22 protein-coding genes and 1 pseudogene are annotated in these 18,830 nt (G+C 67.4%); 4 read left to right on the top strand and 19 right to left on the bottom strand.

Going from position 1 to position 18,830, the window contains the following annotated elements; all coding sequences use genetic code 11:
• Window positions 1-186: 186 nt before the first annotated feature.
• The 4 genes and pseudogenes from LO762_RS31805 to LO762_RS31790 all read right to left on the bottom strand — a co-directional run bounded on the left by LO762_RS31805 (window position 187) and on the right by LO762_RS31790 (window position 2,874).
• Window positions 187-501 (bottom strand): integrase core domain-containing protein, encoded by a 315-nt coding sequence (locus LO762_RS31805; protein WP_374201610.1) that lies wholly within the window; start codon window positions 499-501, stop codon window positions 187-189.
• A pseudogene (locus tag LO762_RS31800) lies at window positions 482-1,884 on the bottom strand (IS30 family transposase). Before LO762_RS31800 ends, LO762_RS31805 begins: the two are co-directional and overlap by 20 nt.
• Window positions 1,799-2,560, bottom strand: coding sequence for an IS3 family transposase (locus LO762_RS31795; protein WP_230619975.1), 762 nt, complete (start codon window positions 2,558-2,560; stop codon window positions 1,799-1,801). Before LO762_RS31795 ends, LO762_RS31800 begins: the two are co-directional and overlap by 86 nt.
• Entirely contained in the window at window positions 2,557-2,874 is a 318-nt protein-coding gene (locus tag LO762_RS31790) for a transposase (RefSeq protein ID WP_255688142.1), read from the bottom strand. Before LO762_RS31790 ends, LO762_RS31795 begins: the two co-directional genes overlap by 4 nt.
• A 174-nt stretch (window positions 2,875-3,048) precedes the next feature.
• Here LO762_RS31790 and LO762_RS31785 point away from each other — a divergent pair, with 174 nt between their 5' ends.
• The 4 genes from LO762_RS31785 (at window position 3,049) to LO762_RS31770 (ending at window position 5,363) form a co-directional block, all read left to right on the top strand.
• The gene (locus LO762_RS31785) at window positions 3,049-3,459 is read left to right on the top strand and encodes a hypothetical protein (protein WP_230619972.1); all 411 of its coding nucleotides are present in this window, start codon (window positions 3,049-3,051) and stop codon (window positions 3,457-3,459) included.
• A gap of 682 nt (window positions 3,460-4,141) precedes the next feature.
• Window positions 4,142-4,360 carry a hypothetical protein gene (locus tag LO762_RS31780; protein WP_230619970.1) on the top strand — a complete coding sequence of 73 codons (219 nt, stop codon included), beginning with the start codon at window positions 4,142-4,144 and terminating at the stop codon, window positions 4,358-4,360.
• Window positions 4,357-4,698 carry a hypothetical protein gene (locus LO762_RS31775; RefSeq protein WP_230619968.1) on the top strand — a complete coding sequence of 114 codons (342 nt, stop codon included), beginning with the start codon at window positions 4,357-4,359 and terminating at the stop codon, window positions 4,696-4,698. Before LO762_RS31780 ends, LO762_RS31775 begins: the two co-directional genes overlap by 4 nt.
• 29 nt (window positions 4,699-4,727) lie before the next feature.
• Window positions 4,728-5,363, top strand: coding sequence for a hypothetical protein (locus LO762_RS31770; protein WP_230619967.1), 636 nt, complete (start codon window positions 4,728-4,730; stop codon window positions 5,361-5,363).
• Between the two features lie 581 nt (window positions 5,364-5,944).
• Here LO762_RS31770 and LO762_RS31765 read toward each other — a convergent pair.
• The 15 genes from LO762_RS31765 to LO762_RS31695 all read right to left on the bottom strand — a co-directional run bounded on the left by LO762_RS31765 (window position 5,945) and on the right by LO762_RS31695 (window position 18,807).
• On the bottom strand, window positions 5,945-6,325 hold the full coding sequence (locus tag LO762_RS31765) for a metal-sulfur cluster assembly factor (RefSeq protein ID WP_230619965.1): 381 nt from the start codon (window positions 6,323-6,325) through the stop codon (window positions 5,945-5,947).
• Window positions 6,322-6,777, bottom strand: coding sequence for a Fe-S cluster assembly sulfur transfer protein SufU (gene sufU / locus LO762_RS31760; protein WP_230619963.1), 456 nt, complete (start codon window positions 6,775-6,777; stop codon window positions 6,322-6,324). Before sufU ends, LO762_RS31765 begins: the two co-directional genes overlap by 4 nt.
• Window positions 6,778-8,040 carry a cysteine desulfurase gene (locus LO762_RS31755; RefSeq protein WP_304523727.1) on the bottom strand — a complete coding sequence of 421 codons (1,263 nt, stop codon included), beginning with the start codon at window positions 8,038-8,040 and terminating at the stop codon, window positions 6,778-6,780.
• Between the two features lie 3 nt (window positions 8,041-8,043).
• On the bottom strand, window positions 8,044-8,790 hold the full coding sequence (gene sufC, locus LO762_RS31750; RefSeq protein WP_230619961.1) for a Fe-S cluster assembly ATPase SufC: 747 nt from the start codon (window positions 8,788-8,790) through the stop codon (window positions 8,044-8,046).
• A 1-nt stretch (window position 8,791) separates the two neighbouring features.
• Window positions 8,792-9,109: a non-heme iron oxygenase ferredoxin subunit gene (locus LO762_RS31745; protein ID WP_374201611.1), complete on the bottom strand. Its 318-nt coding sequence runs from the start codon at window positions 9,107-9,109 to the stop codon at window positions 8,792-8,794.
• A gap of 14 nt (window positions 9,110-9,123) precedes the next feature.
• A complete protein-coding gene (sufD, locus tag LO762_RS31740) occupies window positions 9,124-10,248 on the bottom strand; it encodes a Fe-S cluster assembly protein SufD (RefSeq protein WP_230619952.1) in 1,125 nt (374 codons plus the stop codon).
• Entirely contained in the window at window positions 10,248-11,660 is a 1,413-nt protein-coding gene (gene sufB / locus LO762_RS31735; RefSeq protein ID WP_230619946.1) for a Fe-S cluster assembly protein SufB, read from the bottom strand. Before sufB ends, sufD begins: the two co-directional genes overlap by 1 nt.
• Complete coding sequence (locus LO762_RS31730) at window positions 11,657-12,397, bottom strand: metalloregulator ArsR/SmtB family transcription factor (RefSeq protein WP_230619988.1); 741 nt, start codon at window positions 12,395-12,397, stop codon at window positions 11,657-11,659. Before LO762_RS31730 ends, sufB begins: the two co-directional genes overlap by 4 nt.
• Window positions 12,398-12,607: 210 nt before the next feature.
• Complete coding sequence (locus tag LO762_RS31725; RefSeq protein WP_230619944.1) at window positions 12,608-12,871, bottom strand: type II toxin-antitoxin system RelE/ParE family toxin; 264 nt, start codon at window positions 12,869-12,871, stop codon at window positions 12,608-12,610.
• Window positions 12,864-13,130 carry a type II toxin-antitoxin system Phd/YefM family antitoxin gene (locus LO762_RS31720; protein WP_230619943.1) on the bottom strand — a complete coding sequence of 89 codons (267 nt, stop codon included), beginning with the start codon at window positions 13,128-13,130 and terminating at the stop codon, window positions 12,864-12,866. Before LO762_RS31720 ends, LO762_RS31725 begins: the two co-directional genes overlap by 8 nt.
• A 61-nt stretch (window positions 13,131-13,191) precedes the next feature.
• Window positions 13,192-14,115 (bottom strand): universal stress protein, encoded by a 924-nt coding sequence (locus LO762_RS31715; protein WP_230619941.1) that lies wholly within the window; start codon window positions 14,113-14,115, stop codon window positions 13,192-13,194.
• Window positions 14,105-15,544, bottom strand: a complete 1,440-nt coding sequence (locus LO762_RS31710) for an amino acid permease (protein WP_230619938.1) — start codon at window positions 15,542-15,544, stop codon at window positions 14,105-14,107. The genes LO762_RS31715 and LO762_RS31710 overlap by 11 nt, the downstream gene beginning before the upstream one ends.
• A gap of 34 nt (window positions 15,545-15,578) precedes the next feature.
• A complete protein-coding gene (gene arcC, locus LO762_RS31705; RefSeq protein WP_230619937.1) occupies window positions 15,579-16,514 on the bottom strand; it encodes a carbamate kinase in 936 nt (311 codons plus the stop codon).
• A gap of 1 nt (window position 16,515) precedes the next feature.
• Window positions 16,516-17,520, bottom strand: coding sequence for an ornithine carbamoyltransferase (gene argF / locus LO762_RS31700; RefSeq protein ID WP_230619936.1), 1,005 nt, complete (start codon window positions 17,518-17,520; stop codon window positions 16,516-16,518).
• A 42-nt stretch (window positions 17,521-17,562) separates the two neighbouring features.
• Window positions 17,563-18,807 (bottom strand): arginine deiminase, encoded by a 1,245-nt coding sequence (locus LO762_RS31695; protein ID WP_230619935.1) that lies wholly within the window; start codon window positions 18,805-18,807, stop codon window positions 17,563-17,565.
• Between the last annotated feature and the right edge of the window lie 23 nt (window positions 18,808-18,830).

Here is an 18,830-nt window from a genome sequence, read left to right as displayed (position 1 = left end):
GAGTGTTCATAGCGCAACGCGCCCAAAATGCCGACGCCCCCACGCTGCACGGAGGCGGGGGCATCGCTGATCAGGCGCCGTGTTCGGCGGCTATCGCGTCGATGCGTTCGGCGAGTTTGAAATCGAGGGCGGTGAGGGCGTTGTGATGCGCCCCGCTGATTCCGGACAGCTCTTTTTGCGGTCGATTCACGCTGCGAACTGTCGTTCGTGGTACTCGTTGTGGACCTGTTGAGGGGTCTTGTAGTCGAGTCCTGAATGGCGTCGTCGTGAATTGTAGCGGAGTTCGATGTATCGCGCAATGTCGCGGTGTGCGTGTGCTTGGGTCGGGTATTGGGTGCGGTGGACGCATTCATTCTTGAGGGCGGCGAAGAACGATTCGGCCATTGCGTTGTCGTAGCAGATGCCGGTTCGGCCTACTGATTGCCGGAGGTTGTGGCGTTTCAGGGTGTCGGCGAACTGGGTGGATGTATAGTTCTTGAGTTCAACCGGTCGTCGCAACACCGGCTTGTTGGATCGACAGTAGTTGTTCGTTGAGGGCTTCTTCGGCGGGTGTTTTCCATCCGAGTGTTTTGCGGGGTCTGGTGTTGAGGGTGTGGGCGACGGCTGCGAGTTCTTCTTCGTCCCATCGTGATAGGTCTGTGCCTTTGGGGAAGTATTGGCGCAGGAGTCCGTTCGTGTTCTCGTTCGTTCCCCGCTGCCAGGGGCTGTGGGGGTCGGCGAAGTAGACCTGTAGCCCGGTGTCGATGCGGAGCTGGGCGTGCTGGGCCAGTTCCTTGCCGCGGTCCCAGGTCAAGGAGCGGCGCAGTTCGGCGGGCAGGGTGGTGATCGTGCCGGTGATCGCGTCTTTCACGGCCTCGGCACCTCGACCGGCCAGTGCCGGGCCGTTCTTCACACGTGGCTCGATTCCGTGGCCGTCCATCGGCGGCAGGTTCAGGAGCAGGGTGAACCGTGTCGTGCGTTCCACGAGCGTGCCGATCGCGGAACGGCCGGTGCCGATGATGAGATCTCCTTCCCAATGGCCTGGTATCGCGCGGTCTTCGGCCTCGGCGGGCCGTCGGCTGATCATCACCTCGGGGGTGACGTGGCCGGCGGCGCGCTGGCGGGAGCGTGCCCTCGGAACCCTCAGGGCCCGGCCGGTGCGCAGGCAGGCGGCCAGCTCCCGCTTGAGGGCGCCTCGTCCCTGGATGAACAGGGCCTGGTAGATCGCCTCGTGTGAGATCCGCATGGACTCATCCTCGGGGAAATCGGCCTTCAACCGGTGGGATATCTGCTCCGGACTCCAGCCCCTCACCCAGCATCGGTCCTGCCGCCGGGGCTTGTTACGGCCTTTCCACTCCGGTACCCATGGTCCCGCGGCGATCAATCCGCCAGGAGTGCGGACGGCCCCGGACAAACGTTCCTGAACATAGGAGCGCAACCGCTCGTTTACGGTCAGTTTCGCAGGCTTCGGCCGTCGTGCCCGCCGCTCGGCATGCCATTGTGCACCGATGCCCTGTAATCCACCGAATGCGATCGGGTAGAAGCATTTCTCCGTATCTCCCGCGAAATGGTCGACGGTGAACGTCCCAAAATCCGTGCGATCTCCCGAACGCCGGCCTGACGGGCACGCAACAACGCGATCTCCTCCCGCTCCGCGAACGACAGATAGCGGCCCGACACCGTCGGGGCAAGACACGGTCCCACCCCGCCAGCCTGGCGAAACCATCGAGTCCCCACCGCCTGGGACACGCCGATCCCCACCGCGGCGTCCTCCGAACTCGACCCCTGCGCGATCGCACGCCAGAACCGGACACGATCCTCACGCCACACCACCGTCGGCCGCCCCGGAGACGGAATCTGCCCCCGATACAACCGGACAGCTTGCTGCCGCCTCCCTCCACCCACCAGAGACACCTCCGACTACGAGGTGTTGCAACGACCGATTGAATTCACCGTTGCTGCCGCGGTCGGAATGAAAGACTGCCTGGTCGGCGAGGGTGTGGTTCCGGGCGGCCATGTTGATGGCTTTTTCGATGAGGGGTGTCTTGTAGTTGTCGTCCATGGCCCAGCCGATCACTGCTTTGGTGTGGCAGTCGATGACGGTGGCGAGGTAGACCCATCCTTCCCAGGTTTCGACGTAGGTGATGTCGCCGACCATTTTCAGGCCGGGTGCTTCGGCGGTGAAGTCGCGCTGGACGAGGTCGGGGATGTCGTGCTCCTGGCCGTCGCCCTCGGTCAGGTTGAATCGCCACGGGCGTGGCTGGCAGGGCTCCAGCCCCAGCTCCCGCATGAGGGAGCGGACCAGTTCGGGTCCGGCCGCGACGCCGTGGTCGGCCAGGTCCGCGTGGATGCGCCGGTACCCGTAGGTGCCGTCGGAGGCGTCGAAGAAGTGCCGCACGAGAGTTGTGAGTTCCTCTCGCCGGCGTGCGGTTGCCGATGCGGGGCGCGTCCTCCATTCATAGAAGCCAGAGCGGGAGACTCCGAGCCATGTGCACATTTGGACGATGGTCGAGCAGTGGTCGTCGATGACGGCCGAGGGGGTGGCGTACTCCGCGTCGATGAACTCGTATTTCGCGCTCACTGCTGCTCTTGCGCAAAGTACGCTGCGGCTTTTTTCAGGAACTCGTTCTCCAACCGAAGTTCCCTGATGATGCGTTCCTGCTCCTTGAGGCGTGCCCGCTCTTCGACGGTCAGCGCGGGCTCCTCGTCAGAGTGCTCCCGCCGATAGGCGTTCACCCAATTCGTCAGCGTCCCCGCGTTCAGTCCGAGATCTCTCGCCACTTGCGCGATAGGCTTCGACGACTCGATCACCAACTTCACCGCCTCCTCCCGATATTCAGGGGAGAACGACTTTCTTGAACCAGCCAATGACTTCCACCTTTCCGGTCGCCCCATTCTAGTGGGAACGCTGTCCGGAACCTTCGGGGCGGCTCAAGAACCTTCGGAGCGGCTCACTGTGTGATCTTGTGGTGGTGGTTGAGAATGTTTGTTATGACGGGGTCTCGGGTGGTGTGGGCTGGGGTTGCTGTGGTCGGGGGGCTGGGGGTGGTCGGGTTGGGGTTGTGGTTTGTGAAGCTGGGTTTGGATGATGCGGACAAGGCGGCCAGTGTGGTGGGGGTGTTCGTCGCGCTGGTGGGGCTGGTGGTGTCGGGGTGGTCGGTGGTGCTGGCCCGTCGTGCGCTGGCTGTGACTGCTCCCGCACCTGGACCGGGGCCTGCGCCTGTGTCTGAGGAGCCGAGGGTGTCGGCGGCGGGGGATGGTTCGATCGCGGCGAAAGGGTCGGTGTGGGACTCCTCGACCCGCGTGACCCGTCCCAGCGGGGCGGGTGCGGGCTCGCCGCCGGGCTCGCCGACACCGTCGCCGGCGGGGATCTCGGCGCGCGGGCTCGGTGCGGTCGCGGCGGGTGGCGACGTCGACGGGGTGCGGACCGAGGTCACCGACGAGGGGGGCGGCATCGGCGAGGGGGGCGGTGCCTCGTGACCGGTGAGGGGCGGCAGCCTGTCGGCGACGGCCCGCTCCAGGGCCTCGTGGAGGTCGGGCGCCTGCTCGGCCAGGACGTCCACGGACTCGTGGAGGTAGCGGTAGGCGGTCGACGGAGAGATCCCGAACGCCCTCCCGTGGAGGGTGATGTTGTGCCTGGACTAGAACCACGCCGCCGCGAATATCGCTTGCTTCGAGCAGGTCAGCGTCCTGCTGCCCTTCAGCGTCCCGACCGCGCAGCGTTCGCGGTGCAGCAGTGCCGAGACGTACAGAACGAGCTCGCGGGCGACGTCGAGCAGGCAGGATGAGCGATCACGCGGGGTCCTTGGGCGAGCAGAGTTTGTGGTGAACCACTTGCTTACCGAGGCCCCGCCCTCGTTTCAGCATTATCTAACAATTGCCCTATCCGCCGATAAGCCCGGCATGTCCCTACAGGCCAGCTCACTTTCACTGGGAAAAACTCAGTAGCTACTGCTGACCGAGCGACCGTTCCGGCTTGTCCAGGGTGATGTTCCCCCGTTTGCCGAATACCTTACGCACCCGCGCCGGGTACCGGACCACGCCTCCCTAGTTCGGCGGCAGCGCCACCTGGATCCCATTAGATATTTTTCCGATACCAAGTGGTGATCCGCCTTCCGTATGCTCCTTTCACCTCATCAGTTCGTCTTCTTGAAGGTGCCTCTTGAGAGTCCTGAAGGTCATTTTGGCGGTGATTGTTGCTTGGCTCGTCGGAAGCATCGTCATTGGCCTCATCCTTGACGTCGGCGGAACGCTCTTGTTTGGCTGGGATGCCAACACCTCCAGCGTCTTCAAGTTCCTCTTGTCCATCTCGACGGTGGCATTCATGGTGTATGTCGGCCGTCTCGTCTGGCGTCGAACTACTCCTGACGGTGCAGCATGATCGGCACACTTCTGGGGATCGGCGCCGCAATCCAGATGGTGATCTGGCCGCACCGCGAGGACATGATCGCCCAGACACCTCCCAGCAGCGCTGCATGGATGACCTTGCTGTGGATCGTTCTTGTGCTAGCCGGGGCCTGGCTACTACCGAGCACGACAGGCAGCTTCGCCCTAGTCTCCATGATCGGCGCCGTCGTCGGAGCGATCGGGGCGCTCTTTAGTCCCCACCCCATCTTCGCGCTGATCTTCACAGGTTGGGCGGTCGTCTACTGGATCGCCCAACTCTTGTCCGCCGCCACACTCAAAGCCCACGCCGAGCGTGCCGCCGGCCTCCGCTGATCACGCCACCTGAACCAAGGCAGGAACCGATGCTGTTCAAACTCGAAGCGAGAGCGTTGGCCCGCGCCCAGCGCGCGATCCAGTCGCAGATGGAAGCTGGCGAGGCACTGATCTCCTATGACATCTGCCGGACCTCCGGCGACCTGGCCATGATCCTCGCGGGGCGTGGGGAGCGCGTGGACGTGCTTCTCTCTGATCGGGCGATCTATCTCGCGCTGAAGGGTAATTCCAAGCGGCTAAGCCGGATCCGTATCACCGACCTGGCCGACATCGTCTTCACTCCCGAACCGGCCGGAGACGATTTCGCCGAGAGATTCGCCTACACCGCAAACGGAACCTTGAGCCGACTGGTGGTCCTGACGCTCCTCACCGGTGAGAAGGCAGCGCTTCTCCCAATGGGAAGACAGTCCGCGATGTTCGGCCCCGACCTCGTCAGACTGTTCGACGCACTGGTCGTCGCGGAGCACCGGATCATCTTCCAGGACGGACTCGGCGTCACAGTCACCCAACGCCAGGGAAGCAACCCCGACACCAACGACTTCACCTGGAACTACTCATGCGACGAGGGCATCGACATCAACGTCGAGCCCTGGCGCAGCGAGTTCGATGACCGGATGCGACAACTCATGACCAATGTCGGCGATCCAAAGGAAACAACCGGTTAAGTCGTCACTGCTCGAGGCAACTGAGAAAGCGCGCGGGCAGCTATCCAGTACGGGAACATCAGAAACCTCGATCAGACTTCAAACAGGCTCTAGAGATTAAGGCACCCCAAAGGTTCCGAATGCTGCGCCTACTATGTACCGCCTGAAATAACGCCCATCGGACACGCCACCGACCGCCATGAGCCGATATCCGCCCGATAGTCCAGAATTGCCCGCACGGGATCAGTTGGCGCCGGCCGTGAACGTCACAGCGAATTGCAGCCATCTGGCTGGTTTCCGGTTGGGGTCCGGACCCGTGCGTACGGTGCCTGGCCCAGCGACAGTCGGGCACCGTACGCACGCGATTAGGCCACCGGGACGCGGTGGACATCGCCGATAGATCAGGCGCTGTGTAGGGAAGTTGCGCTCCGGCCGGGTCCTCGACCGACATCCCGACGGCTCAGGCACCTAAGCGGTGTGCTCGCTGGATCGACGGCATGCGGTGCCTCCCGCAGCACGAAGCCCGGCCCTTTGAAGGGACCGGGCTGAGTGCGCTTCGTTGGTCGCGGGTGGTCGGGTGCCCGCTCACAGTGCGTGGCGGGTTAGACGTTGAAGCCGAGGGCGCGGAGTTGTTCTCGGCCGTCTTCGGTGATTTTGTCGGGGCCCCATGGGGGGAGCCAGACCCAGTTGATCTTTAGTTCGTCTACGAGGTCGGCGGTGGCGGACTGGGCCTGGTCCTCGATGACGTCGGTGAGGGGGCAGGCGGCGCTGGTGAGGGTCATGTCGACGGTGAGGAGTTTGTGGCCCTCGGTCTCGTCGACGTTGAGGCCGTAGATGAGGCCCAGGTCGACCACGTTGATGCCGAGTTCCGGGTCCACGACGTCGCGGAGGGCGTCGAGGATCTGCTCCTCCTCCTCGGAGCCGCCGGTGAGGGCGTCGAGCACCGACTCCTCGGACGGCGAGAGCTCTGCGTTCTCGGTCATGATGCCTTCTCCAGGGTCTGGGCTGTCGCGTCCTTCCAGGCCATCCAGCCCAGCAGGGCGCACTTCACGCGCGCGGGATACCTGGACACCCCGGCGAACGCGACGGCGTCCTCCAGGATGTCCTCGTCGGGCTCCAGCTCGCCGCGCGACTGCATGAGGGCGAGGAACTCCTCGCCGACACGCATCGCGTCCTTGACGGACCGGCCGATGATCAGCTCGCTCATCACCGAGGCGCTCGCCTGGCTGATCGAGCACCCCTGGTTCTCGTAGGAGACGTCCTTGACCACCGCGTCGTCACCGGCGCCCTCCAACGCGACCCGCAGAGTGATCTCGTCACCGCACGTCGGGTTCACGTGGTGGACCTCGGCCCCGAACGGCTCCCGCAGCCCACGGTGCTGCGGGTTCCGGTAGTGGTCCAGGATGATCTCCTGGTACATGGATTCAAGCTGCACTTAGACCGTCCCGAAGAACTTCTGCGCCCTGCGGACGCCCTCGGCGAGCGCGTCGATCTCGCTCAGCGTGTTGTACACGTAGAACGACGCCCGGGTGGTCGCGGGTATTCCGTAGCGGCGGCACAGCGGCCACGCGCAGTGGTGGCCGACCCGGACGGCGACGCCCTCGTCGTCGAGGACCTGGCCGACGTCGTGCGGGTGGATCCCGTCCACGACGAACGAGACGGTCGCGCCGCGCGCCGCGGTGTCGGTCGGGCCGATGATCCGGACGCCGGGGATAGACCCGACGGTCTCCAGCGCGTAGACGGCCAGCTCGTGCTCGTGCTCGGCGACCCGGTCCATGCCGAGGTCGGTGAGGTAGTCGCAGGCGGCGGCGAGCCCGACGGCCTGGGCCGTCACCGGGACACCCGCCTCGAACCGCTGCGGCGGGGCGGCGTAGGTGGACTGCTCCAACTGCACCACCTCGATCATCGAGCCGCCGGTGATGAACGGCGGCATCGACTCCAGCAGCTCACGCCGCCCCCACAGCACGCCGATGCCGAGCGGGCCCAGCATCTTGTGTCCGGAGAACACGAGGAAGTCGGCGCCGAGCGCGGTGACGTCCACCGGCAGGTGCGGGACGGACTGGGCGCCGTCCACCAGCACGAACGCGCCGAAGGCGTGCGCCCGCTCCGCGATCAGCGGGACCGGGTTGACGGTGCCCAGCACGTTCGACTGCTGGGTGAGCGCGACGAGTTTGGTGCGCGGGCCCACGAGCTCGTCCAGGTTCGACAGGTCGAGCCTGCCGTCGTCGGTGAGCCCGAACCAGCGCAGGGTGGCGCCGGTGCGGCGGCACAGCTCCTGCCACGGGACGAGGTTGGCGTGGTGCTCCATCTCGGTCACCACGATCTCGTCGCCGGGGCCGACCGCGAACCGGGCCGCCTCGGGCCCGAACGTCGCGGCGTTGCTCAGCGAGTAGGCGACCAGGTTGATCGCCTCCGTCGCGTTCTTGGTGAACACGATCTCGCCCGCGGGGGCCCCGACGAACGCTCCGATGGTGGCGCGGGCCGCCTCGAACGCGTCGGTGGCCTCCTCGGCCAGCAGGTGCGCGCCGCGGTGGACGGCGGCGTTGTGCTTCTCGTAGAACGCGCGTTCGGCGTCCAGGACGCGGCGCGGCTTCTGCGAGGTCGCGCCGGAGTCCAGGTAGACGAGCGGGTTCCCGTTCCGGACCGTACGGCCCAGGATCGGGAAGTCCTTCCGGATCTCCTCAGCCAGCAGCGACATGGGTCAGACGCCCGCCTTCGCGTACTTCTCGTATCCTTCGGATTCGAGGATCTCGGCCAGCTCGGGGCCGCCCTCTTCCACGATCTTGCCACCGGCGAAGACGTGGACGAAGTCCGGCTTCACGTAGCGCAGGATGCGGGTGTAGTGGGTGATGAGCAGGACGCCCGTCTCCCCCTCTTCGCTGAAGCGGTTCACACCCTCGGAGACGACCTTGAGCGCGTCCACGTCGAGGCCGGAGTCCGTCTCGTCCAGCACCGCGATCTTCGGCTTGAGCAGTTCGAGCTGGAGGATCTCGTGGCGCTTCTTCTCGCCGCCGGAGAAGCCCTCGTTGACGTTGCGCTGCGCGAACGCCGGGTCCATCTGGAGCTTCGCCATCGACTCCTTGAGGTCCTTGGAGAACACCCGCAGCTTGGGCGCCTCGCCGCGCACGGCGGTGACGGCGGTCCGCAGGAAGTTCGCGACGGACACGCCCGGCACCTCCACCGGGTACTGCATCGCGAGGAACAGGCCGGCGCGGGCCCGCTCGTCGACGCTCATCTCCAGGACGTCCTCGCCGTCCAGCAGGACGGTGCCGGAGGTGACGGTGTACTTGGGGTGTCCGGCGATGGCGTAGGCCAGGGTGGACTTGCCCGATCCGTTCGGGCCCATGATGGCGTGGGTCTCCCCCGCCTTCACCGTCAGGTTGACGCCCTTCAGGATCTCCTTGTCGGCGACCGTCACATGCAGGTCGCGGATCTCCAGCGTGGCCATGTCAGGACTCCCCATACTCGGACGGCTCCGCGACGTTCACCAGGACGCGGCCGTCCTCGATCTTCACTCGGTAGGTGGGCACCGCCCTGGTCGCGGGCGGGTTGGTGGGCTTGCCGGTGCGCAGGTCGAAGCAGGACCCGTGCAGCCAGCACTCCAGTGTTCCGTTGTAGACCTCGCCCTCGGAGAGCGAGACCTCGGCGTGTGAGCAGATGTCGTTCATCGCGTACACCTCGCCGCCGGTCTTGACGAGCACGACGGGCACGTCCTCGATCTCCACGACGACGGGCGTGTCGTCGGCGATCTCGGCGACCGGCCCGATGTCGACGTATCCGCTCACCGGGTCAGCTCCGCGTCGATCGCCGCCTCGACCCGCGCCCGCAGCTCGTCCACCTCGATGCGCTGGACGATCTGGTTGAGGTAGCCGCGCACGACCATGCGCTTGGCGTCGTCCGCCGGAATGCCGCGCGCCTGGAGGTAGAACAGGTGCTCCTCGTCCAGGCGGCCGGACGCCGACGCGTGGCCCGCGCCGGCGACCTCGCCGGTGAGGATCTCCAGGTTCGGCACCGAGTCGACCCGCGTGCCGTCGGTGAGGACGAGGTTGCGGTTCAGCTCGTAGGTGTCGGTGCCCTCGGCCTCGGCGCGGATGACGACGTCGCCGATCCAGACGGCGTGCGCGTCCTCGCCCTGCAGGGCGCCCCGGTAGTCGACCCGGGACTTGCAGTTCGGCACGCTGTGGTCGGCCAGGAGGCGGTGCTCCAGGTGCTGGCCGGCGTCCACGAAGTAGACGCCGTACAGCTCGGCGTCGCCGCCCTGCCCGTGGTAGGAGACCGACGGGCGGACGCGCACCACGTCGCCGCCGAGGGTGACGTTGAAGCCGGTGAACTTCGCGTCCTTGGCCAGGCGGGCGTGCTGGTGCGCGACGTGCACCGCGTCGGCCGCCCAGTCCTGGACCGAGACGACGGTCAGCGACGCCTGCTCGCCGACGAGGAACTCGACGTTGTCGGCGTAGGTGGCCGAGCCGGAGTGGTCCAGCACGATGGTCGCCCTGCCGAACGGCTCCACGATCACCGTGGTGTGCCCGTAGGCGGCCTGGCCCGGGTCGTCGCCGCGCAGCCGCAGGACGGTCGGGACGGACGCGACAGCCTCGCGCGGCACCGTGATGACGGTCGCGCTGGTGAAGGAGCTGAACGCCTGCGCGGAGACCCGGTCGGTCGGGGTGTAGCCCGAGCCGAGGCGCGGGTCGTCCCGGCCGACGGTCTCGACGGTGACCTCGGGGGCCGCGTCGACCTCCAGGTGGACCTTGCCGTCGGGGGCCGCCGAACCGTCGTGCAGTCCGCGCAGCCGGCGCAGCGGGGTGAACCGCCACTCCTCCTCGCGTCCCGTGGGGACGGCGAAGTCCGCGACGTCGTAGGACGACCGCTCCGACAGGGTCGAGACAGGCTTGACTTCCACGCCCATCAGCCGACGGCTCCTTCCATCTGCAGTTCGATGAGCCGGTTCAGCTCAAGCGCGTATTCCATGGGCAGCTCCCGCGCGATCGGCTCCACGAACCCGCGGACGATCATCGCCATGGCCTCGTCCTCGGTGAGGCCGCGGCTCATCAGGTAGAAGAGCTGGTCCTCCGACACCTTGGAGACGGTGGCCTCGTGGCCCATCTCGACGTCGTCCTCGCGGACGTCGACGTACGGGTAGGTGTCGGAGCGGGAGATCTGGTCGACGAGCAGCGCGTCGCACTTCACGGTGGACTTGCTGTGCTCGGCGCCCTCCTGGACCTGGACCAGGCCGCGGTAGGAGGTGCGGCCGCCGCCACGGGCGACGGACTTGGAGATGATCGAGGACGACGTGTGCGGGGCGCAGTGCACCATCTTGGCGCCCGCGTCCTGGTGCTGGCCGGCCCCGGCGAACGCGATGGACAGCGTCTCGCCCTTGGCGTGCGGGCCCATCAGGTACACCGCCGGGTACTTCATGGTGACCTTGGAGCCGATGTTGCCGTCCACCCACTCCATCGTCGCGCCCTCGTAGGCGACGGCGCGCTTGGTGACGAGGTTGTAGACGTTGTTCGACCAGTTCTGGATCGTGGTGTAGCGGCAGCGGCCGCCCTTCTTCACGACGATCTCCACGACGGCCGAGTGCAGCGAGTCGGACTTGTAGATCGGCGCGGTACAGCCCTCGACGTAGTGGACGTAGGCGTCCTCGTCGACGATGATCAGGGTCCGCTCGAACTGGCCCATGTTCTCGGTGTTGATCCGGAAGTACGCCTGGAGCGGGATCTCCACGTTGACGCCCTTGGGCACGTAGATGAACGAGCCGCCGGACCACACGGCGGTGTTCAGCGCGGCGAACTTGTTGTCGCCGACGGGGATCACCGAGCCGAAGTACTCCTGGAACAGTTCGGGGTGCTCGCGCAGGCCGGTGTCGGTGTCGAGGAAGATGACGCCCTTCTCCTCGAGGTCCTCACGGATCTTGTGGTAGACGACCTCCGACTCGTACTGGGCCGCGACGCCCGCGATCAGCCGCTGCTTCTCCGCCTCGGGGATGCCCAGCCTGTCGTAGGTGTTCTTGATGTCCTCGGGCAGGTCCTCCCAGGACTCGGCCTGCTTCTCGGTGGAGCGCACGAAGTACTTGATGTTGTCGAAGTCGATCTCCGACAGGTCCGAGCCCCAGTGCGGCATCGGCTTGCGGTCGAACAGCCGCAGCCCCTTGAGGCGGAGGTCGAGCATCCATTCGGGCTCGTCCTTCTTCGCCGAGATGTCGCGGACCACCGCTTCCGACAGGCCGCGCCTGGCCGCGGCTCCCGCCGCGTCGGAGTCGGCCCAGCCGTACTTGTAGTTGCCCAGACCCTCTAGTTCGGGGTTGGCTGCCGTAGTCATAGGGAGATCCCTCCGGACTCCTCGTTAATACCTGCTTTTACCGGTGACACGTGGGTGGTGCAGACGCCGTCGCCGTGGGCGATGGTCGCCAGCCGCTGCACCGGGGTGTCGAGCATGCGCGCGAACGCCTCGGTCTCGGCCTCGCAGAGCTGCGGGAACCGGGCCGCCACGTGGGCGACCGGGCAGTGGTGCTGGCACAGCTGGATGCCGCCCAGGACGTGCGGCGCCTTGCTCGCCGAGGCCGCGTAGCCCTCGGCCGAGAGCGCCTCGACCAGCGCCTTGACGCGCTGCTCGGGCGGCAGCGCGCGCAGGCCGGGGCCGTAGCGGTTCTCCAGGCCGGCGAGCTGACGGCGCGCGAACTCCGCGACGGCCTCGGGCCCGGCCGCCTCGGCCAGGAACTTCAGCGCGTTGGCGGCGAGGTCGTCGTAGGCGTGCACGAACGTGTTGCGGCCGCGGTCGGTGATCGCGAACAGCTTGGCGGGCCTGCCCCTGCCGCGGGTGGCGGCGGGCCTGGTCCGCTTGACCTCGACCTCGATCATGCCGTCGGCCAGCAACGCGTCCAGGTGCCTGCGAACCGCCGCGGGCGTCAGCCCGAGCCGCTCCCCCAGCGCCGACGCCGCCACGGGCCCGTTCTCCAGAATCAGCCTGGCGACCCGCGCCCGAGTGTCCCGCTCCGCCCGAGGCACGCCGACGACGGCCGGGGTACCGGCCGTGACCTGCGACGCGTTCTCGGGCACGTTTTTCACAACGTCAGTGTGCCGTAATTCCTTCCCCACAACCAAACGAATCCCGGTAATCCCGCTCACGCAGGCAAGCCTTACCTAACCTTAACCACCCGTTCACCGCGCGTGAGCCCACAGCCCGCGCGATGCTACTCGACCGGGTCGGCGGCCCGCTCCGGGAGCCCGTCCAAGGGCACCCGCCGGAGGAGATCGGCCGCGACGCGGTCAGCGGTCGTAGACCGTGGAGCGGTGCGCGACCCTGATCACCCAGACGGTGAGTTCACCGTTGTCAACGGTGTAGATGGCCCTGTGGTCCCCGACCCGCAGCCGACGGCGCTCGGGCCGTGAGACCAGCGCGACGGTCCCGAAGCCGAACGGGTCGGTCTCCAGCTCGGTGAGTTTGGCGAGGATGCGCAACGCGACGTCCTTGGGGATCTTCCGCAGCTCGGCCTGCGCCTCGGGGTGGAAGACCGTGCGGTACTCACTCACCGCGGGCGAGGGTCTCGCGCATGACGTCCTCGATCGGCACGCCCGCCGGGCGCTGCGCCATCCGCTCGTCGATGACGCGGTTGATCTCGCGCTCCTCCCACTCCTGGTACTTGTGCAGCACGTCGATGGACACGACCGCGGCGACCTCCCGGCCGTGCCGGGTGATCACCGTGGGGATGTCGTCGCGGTCGGCGCGCTCGACGACCTCGGCCAGATGTGCCCGGACGTCGCGGATCGACTCGATGGGAAGGCTCGTCATGTACACAGTGTACCTTGTGCACATTGTGTACACAATTCCGCGACGGAGTCGCCCCGGCGGGTCATTTGATGGTGCGGGGGAGGATGAGGGCGGGGCAGGGGACGGAGCGGATGATCTTCATGGACATGTCGCCCATGAAGACGCGGCGGAGGGGGCCGGAGGCGCTGGAGGCGCAGACGAGGAGGTCGCCCTCGGTCCAGCCCGCGCCGGTGACGGCCTGGGCGGCGTCGCGGCCCTCGGCGACCTGGGTGAGGACGTCGCGTTTGGTGAGGGTGCTGCCTTCGGCGGCCTCGCGGGCGGCGAGAGCCAGGTCGTTCTCCAGGGTGTCGACTAGGCGGCGGAGCTGCTGTTCGGCCATGGCCGCGTTGCCCTTGCCGCGAACGGGCGAGTCGACGGCGAAGGTGAGCAGCCGTAGCGGGATGCCGCGCCGGGCGGCGACCTCGGCGGCGAGCGCCACGGCGGGCGTCGACTCCGGGACCCGCAGGTAGGCGACGGTGACGCGGTCGAACCCTTCGAGACGGCGGTCGGCGTAGCCCTTCGGCGCGATCATGACGGGCACGGGCGAGCCGTGCAGGAGCTGGTCGGCGGTGCTGCCGAGGGCGATCCCGGCGCGCGGCCCGCCCGGCGCCGAACCGATCGCCACCACGCCCGCCCCGGCTTTGGACGCCAGTTTCGCCAGGCCGCGTCCGCTCCCCCGGTTGGCGCCGACGAGCAGCTCCACCGGCTCGATCCCGTACTCCTGGACGGCGAGGGCGGCGCCCTTTTCGAGCACGGAAGCGGCCTGGTCGTCCAGGTAGCGCTCCCATTCGGCGTCCACGTGGCCGGGGCCGGGGACGGGCGGCCAGGCCGTCGCGCGGATGTGGCCGAGCACCAGGTCGGCGGCCATGCCGCGCACCGCGCAGGCGCCCAGGGCCAGCGCGTCGGCGCCCCGCTTGTCGGCGGTGTAGCCGACGAGCAGCCTTTCGGTGGACTTGTCAGCGGCCATCGGCGCGTTCCCTCTCTTGTCGGCGCAGGACGGAGTGCCTGCGGCTGTAGCCGAAGTAGAACGCCAGCCCGGCGAGGGTCCACAGGCCGAACACCGCCCAGGTGATCCACCGGAGGCCCTGCATGACGTACAGGCAGAAGAAGACGCCGAGCAGCGGCGTGAGCGGGTAGAACGGCGTGCGGAAGCTGCGCGGCAGATCCGGCTTGGTGCGGCGCAGCACCATGACGCCCAGGTTGACGAGCGCGAACGCGAACAGCGTCCCGATGCTGGTGGCGTCGGTGAGGTGGTCGAGCGGGATCAGCGCGGCGAGCACCGAGACGAACAGCCCGACCGCGAGTGTGTTGCCGACCGGCACCGACGTGCGCGCGTTCACCTTCTGGAACAGCGGCGGGATCAGGCCGTCCCGGGACATCGCGAACAGGATGCGCGTCTGCCCGTACAGCACGGTGAGCACGACGCTCGTGATGGCGATGACCGCGCCCGCCGAGAGCAGCAGCGCGGCCCAGGACGTGCCCGTGACGTCGGTGAGGATCGCCGACAGGGAAGCCTCGGTGTCGCTGTCGAGCTCCTGCCACGGCATCGCGCCCACCGCGGCGAGCGCCACCAGCACGTACAGGGTGGTGACGATGACGAGGGAGAAGATGATCGCCAGTGGCAGGTCCCGTTTGGGGTTCTTGGCCTCCTCACCGGCCGTGGAGGCGGCGTCGAAGCCGATGTAGGAGAAGAACACCTGGGCGCCCGCCGCGCTCACCCCGGCGACGCCGAGCGGCATGAACGGGGTGAGGTTGCCCGACCGGAACCCGGTGAAGGCGACGACGCAGAAGAACAGCAGCAGCCCGATCTTGAAGAACACCATCGCGGTGTTGACCTTCGCGCTCTCGGACGCGCCGCGCAGCAGCAGCACCGTCATAGCGGCGACGACGAGGACCGCGGTGAGGTTGACGATGCCGCCCTTGTCGGGCGCCTGCGACCACGCGTCGGGGATGCGGAAGCCGAACGCCTTGTCCAGGAAGTCGTTGAGGTACTGCGCCCACCCGACCGCGACGGCCGAGACGGACACCCCGTACTCCAGCATCAGACACCACCCGCACACCCACGCGACGAGCTCGCCCATCGTGGCGTAGGTGTAGGAGTAGGAGGATCCCGACACAGGGATCGTCCCCGCGAGTTCGGCGTAGGAGAGCGCCGAGAACAGCGCGGTGACGGCGGCCAGCAGGAACGCCAGGACGACGGCGGGCCCGGCCAGCGGCGTCGCCTCGCCCATGACGACGAAGATGCCGGTGCCGAGCGTCGCGCCGACGCTGAAGAACGTCAGCTGGAGCAGCGTCATCGACCGCTTGAGGTGGCCGCCCTCCCCGCCGCCGCCCTCGCGGACGATCTGGTCGACGGGTTTGGTCCGCCACAGGTCGCGCCAGAACGACGTCTCCACGCGCTCTCCCCCCGGATCGGCTCGGTCGGCTCGGTTACAGCGTGCTGGCCAGCGGCCATGTGGCGTTCGGCGTGACGATGGTGCCGCTGCGCCCGGCGAGGATCTCCGCGCACTGGTCGAGGCTGCCGATCGCGGCCATGTCGCCGGTCCGCTCGACGAACCCGCACGCCGCCTCGACCTTCGGCCCCATCGACCCGGCCGGGAACCGCTCGGCGCGCAGCTCGTGCGGCGTGGTGTGCCGGATCGCCTCCTGCCGCGGCGTCCCGAAGTGGCGGAGCACCTCGGGCACGTCGGTGAGGCTGAGGAACGCGTCGGCCTCCAGCGCCTCGGCGAGCAGCGCGCCGGTGAGGTCCTTGTCGATGACCGCCTCGACCCCCTCCAGCTGGCCCTTCTCGTTGCGGACGACGGGCACCCCGCCGCCGCCCGCGCACACCACGATGACGCCCTGCCGGACGAGGGTGCGGATCAGCCGCGTCTCCACGACCCGCTGCGGGGCCGGAGACGGCACAACACGGCGGTAGTGGTCGCCGTCCGGCCTGACGGTCCAGCCGTTGGCCCTGGCGAGCTTCTCGGCCTCGTCACGGGTGTAGATCTCGCCGACGAACTTCGTCGGGTTCGCGAAAGCGGGATCCGCGACGGACACGAGCGTCTGGTTGATCATCGCGACGACCTGGCGTCCGGGCAGCGCGTTCTGCAACGCCTGGAGCATCCAGTAGCCGATCATGCCCTCGGTCATCGCGCCGAGCGTGTCGAACGGGTAGGGCCGCGACAGGTTCGGGTCGTTCGCGCTCTCCAGCGCCAGCACCCCGACCTGCGGCCCGTTCCCGTGCGTGATGATCAGCTCGTGGTCGGCGGCGACCGGCGCGAGCGACCGCACCGCCGTCATGACGTTGTCGCGCTGGACGTCGGCGTCCGGCTTCTGGCCCCGCCGCAGCAGCGCGTTGCCCCCGAGGGCCACCACGACGCGCATCTCAGTGCCCCAGCGTCGCGACCATGACGGCCTTGATGGTGTGCATCCGGTTCTCCGCCTCGTCGAACACCAGGGAGGCGTCGGACTCGAAGACGTCCTCGGTGACCTCCAGTGCGGACATGCCGGTCTTCTGGAAGATGTCCTCGCCGACCACCGTCTCCCGGTTGTGGAAGGCCGGAAGGCAGTGCATGAACTTCGCCCGCGGATTGCCGGTCATCTTCATGACGTCACGGTTCACCTGGTAGGGGCGCAGCAACTTGATCCGCTCCTTCCAGACGTCCTTCGGCTCACCCATCGAGACCCACACGTCCGTCATGACGAAGTCGGCGCCTTTGACGCCCTCCGACACCTTGTCGGTGATCTTGATCTGGGCGCCCGTCCGCGCCGCGACCTCCCCGGCCGGTTTGACGACGAAGTCCTTGTCCGGCCACAACTGCTTGGGCGCGACGATCCGGCAGTTCATCCCCATCAGCGCCGCCGCCGCGATATAGGAATTGGCCATGTTGAACCGGGCGTCACCCAGATAGGCGAACGTGATCTCGTGCAGCGGCTTGTCGGCGTGCTCGCGCATGGTGAGCTGGTCGGCGAGCATCTGGGTGGGATGCCACTGGTCGGTCAGCCCGTTGTAGACCGGCACCCCCGCGTACACCGCGAGCTCCTCGACATCACTCTGTTCACTGCCCCGATACTCGATCGCGTCGAACATCCGGCCCAGGACGCGCGCGGTGTCCTTCATCGACTCCTTGTGCCCGATCTGGGTGCCCGAAGGATCGAGATAAGTGGTGTGCGCGCCCTCGTCATGTGCGGCTACCTCAAAGGCGCAGCGGGTGCGGGTCGAGGTCTTCTCGAAGATCAGCGCGATGTTCTTTCCGCGCAGCCGCCGCTGCTCGGCACCGCTGTACTTGGCGGCCTTGAGATCGGCCGAGAGATCCAGCAGGAACCGCCATTCCTTGGGCGTGAAATCCAGTTCGCGCAGGAACGAACGGCCGCGCAGGTTGAAACCCATCGTGCTCCCCCGAAAGTCAGTGAAAGGCGCTTGGCGCGGCCGTCAGACGGCGTCCCGCTCCATCGGACACGACATACAGCGCGGCCCCCCGCGCCCCCGTCCCAGCTCGCTGCCCTTGATGGTGATCACCTCGACGCCGTGGCGGCGCAGGTAGTTGTTGGTCGTCGTGTTGCGCTCGTAGGCGACGACGACGCCCGGCTCCAGCGTGAGCACGTTGCACCCGTCGTCCCACTGCTCACGTTCGGCCGCCATGACGTCCTGGGTGGGCGTCAGCACCCGGATCTCGTCGAGGCCGATGGCCCGCCCGATCGCCTTGTGCATCTCCTCCGGCGCGTGGTCGGTGACCTTCAGCTCCTTCTCGGTGTCGCCCGGCTCGATCGTGTACGACGGCAGCATCCCCATGCCCGCGTACTTGGTGAAGACGCCGGGCGCGACGTTCGTCATCACCGTGTCCAGATGCATGAACGCGCGTGCCTTCGGCATCCGCAGCGCCACGATCCGGCGCGCCGACCCCGCCCGGAACAGCCGGTTCGCCAGCATCTCCACCGACTGCGGCTGGGTGCGCTCGCTCATCCCGATGAGGACGGCGCCGTCCCCGATGACGAGCACGTCACCGCCCTCCATCGTGGCGGGTGCCGACACCGAACCCTGATTCCAGACGTGGTAGCCGCCGGACTGCCCTGGACGGTCGTAGCCGGACGCGAACATCGGGTGATATCGGTAGATCGCCTCCATGTTCGTCGTCTCCCGCATCCGCGCCTTCTTGCGCATCGCGTTGACCGACAGGCCGTCATAGATCCAGCAGGACGTGTCCCGCGTGAACAGATGATTGGGCAGCGGCGGCAGGACAAAGGCGTCCATCTCCATCGAGTGGAACGCGATCGACTTCGGCTCCGGCATGCGCAGGAGCATCTCCCGCTTGGTGATGCCGCCCGTCAGCGTCACCCCCAGCTCGTCGTCGTGCATCGCGTCCAGGGTGTTGCGGACGGCGTCGGTCGCGAGCGGGCCGAAGAAACGGTCATCGATGATGTGGTCGAGGACGTGTTTTTTGGCCTCGGGGATGCCGACCGTCTCGCGCAGCAGGTCCGCGAGCATGTGCACGCGCACGCCGCGGCTCTCCAGGAGGACACGGAACTCGTCGTGCTCCTCCTTGGCGCGCTCCACCCACAGGACGTCGTCGAAGAGCAGCTCGTCCTTGTTGGACGGCGTCAGCCGCTTCAGCGCGAGCTCCGGCTTGTGCAGCAGCACCTGCTTGAGCCTGCCGACCTCGGAGTCGACGTGGAACATGGGAGTCCTTCCTTGGAGCCGTC

The organism is Actinocorallia sp. API 0066 (assembly GCF_020991275.1).
GTDB lineage: Bacteria > Actinomycetota > Actinomycetes > Streptosporangiales > Streptosporangiaceae > Actinocorallia.
This window is presented reverse-complemented; position numbering and strand designations above follow the sequence as displayed.

Excerpts from the sequence above, each read along its gene's own strand:
- sufD (WP_230619952.1), bottom strand. The coding sequence starts at position 10,248 with ATGGGCGTGGAAGTCAAGCCTGTCTCGACCCTGTCGGAGCGGTCGTCC.
- LO762_RS31790 (WP_255688142.1), bottom strand. The coding sequence starts at position 2,874 with ATGGGGCGACCGGAAAGGTGGAAGTCATTGGCTGGTTCAAGAAAGTCG.
- sufB (WP_230619946.1), bottom strand. The coding sequence starts at position 11,660 with ATGACTACGGCAGCCAACCCCGAACTAGAGGGTCTGGGCAACTACAAG.
- LO762_RS31695 (WP_230619935.1), bottom strand. The coding sequence starts at position 18,807 with ATGTTCCACGTCGACTCCGAGGTCGGCAGGCTCAAGCAGGTGCTGCTG.
- LO762_RS31775 (WP_230619968.1), top strand. The coding sequence starts at position 4,357 with ATGATCGGCACACTTCTGGGGATCGGCGCCGCAATCCAGATGGTGATC.
- LO762_RS31770 (WP_230619967.1), top strand. The coding sequence starts at position 4,728 with ATGCTGTTCAAACTCGAAGCGAGAGCGTTGGCCCGCGCCCAGCGCGCG.
- argF (WP_230619936.1), bottom strand. The coding sequence starts at position 17,520 with ATGGGTTTCAACCTGCGCGGCCGTTCGTTCCTGCGCGAACTGGATTTC.
- LO762_RS31715 (WP_230619941.1), bottom strand. The coding sequence starts at position 14,115 with ATGGCCGCTGACAAGTCCACCGAAAGGCTGCTCGTCGGCTACACCGCC.
- LO762_RS31765 (WP_230619965.1), bottom strand. The coding sequence starts at position 6,325 with ATGACCGAGAACGCAGAGCTCTCGCCGTCCGAGGAGTCGGTGCTCGAC.
- LO762_RS31720 (WP_230619943.1), bottom strand. The coding sequence starts at position 13,130 with ATGACGAGCCTTCCCATCGAGTCGATCCGCGACGTCCGGGCACATCTG.
- arcC (WP_230619937.1), bottom strand. The coding sequence starts at position 16,514 with ATGCGCGTCGTGGTGGCCCTCGGGGGCAACGCGCTGCTGCGGCGGGGC.
- LO762_RS31755 (WP_304523727.1), bottom strand. The coding sequence starts at position 8,040 with ATGTCGCTGCTGGCTGAGGAGATCCGGAAGGACTTCCCGATCCTGGGC.
- sufC (WP_230619961.1), bottom strand. The coding sequence starts at position 8,790 with ATGGCCACGCTGGAGATCCGCGACCTGCATGTGACGGTCGCCGACAAG.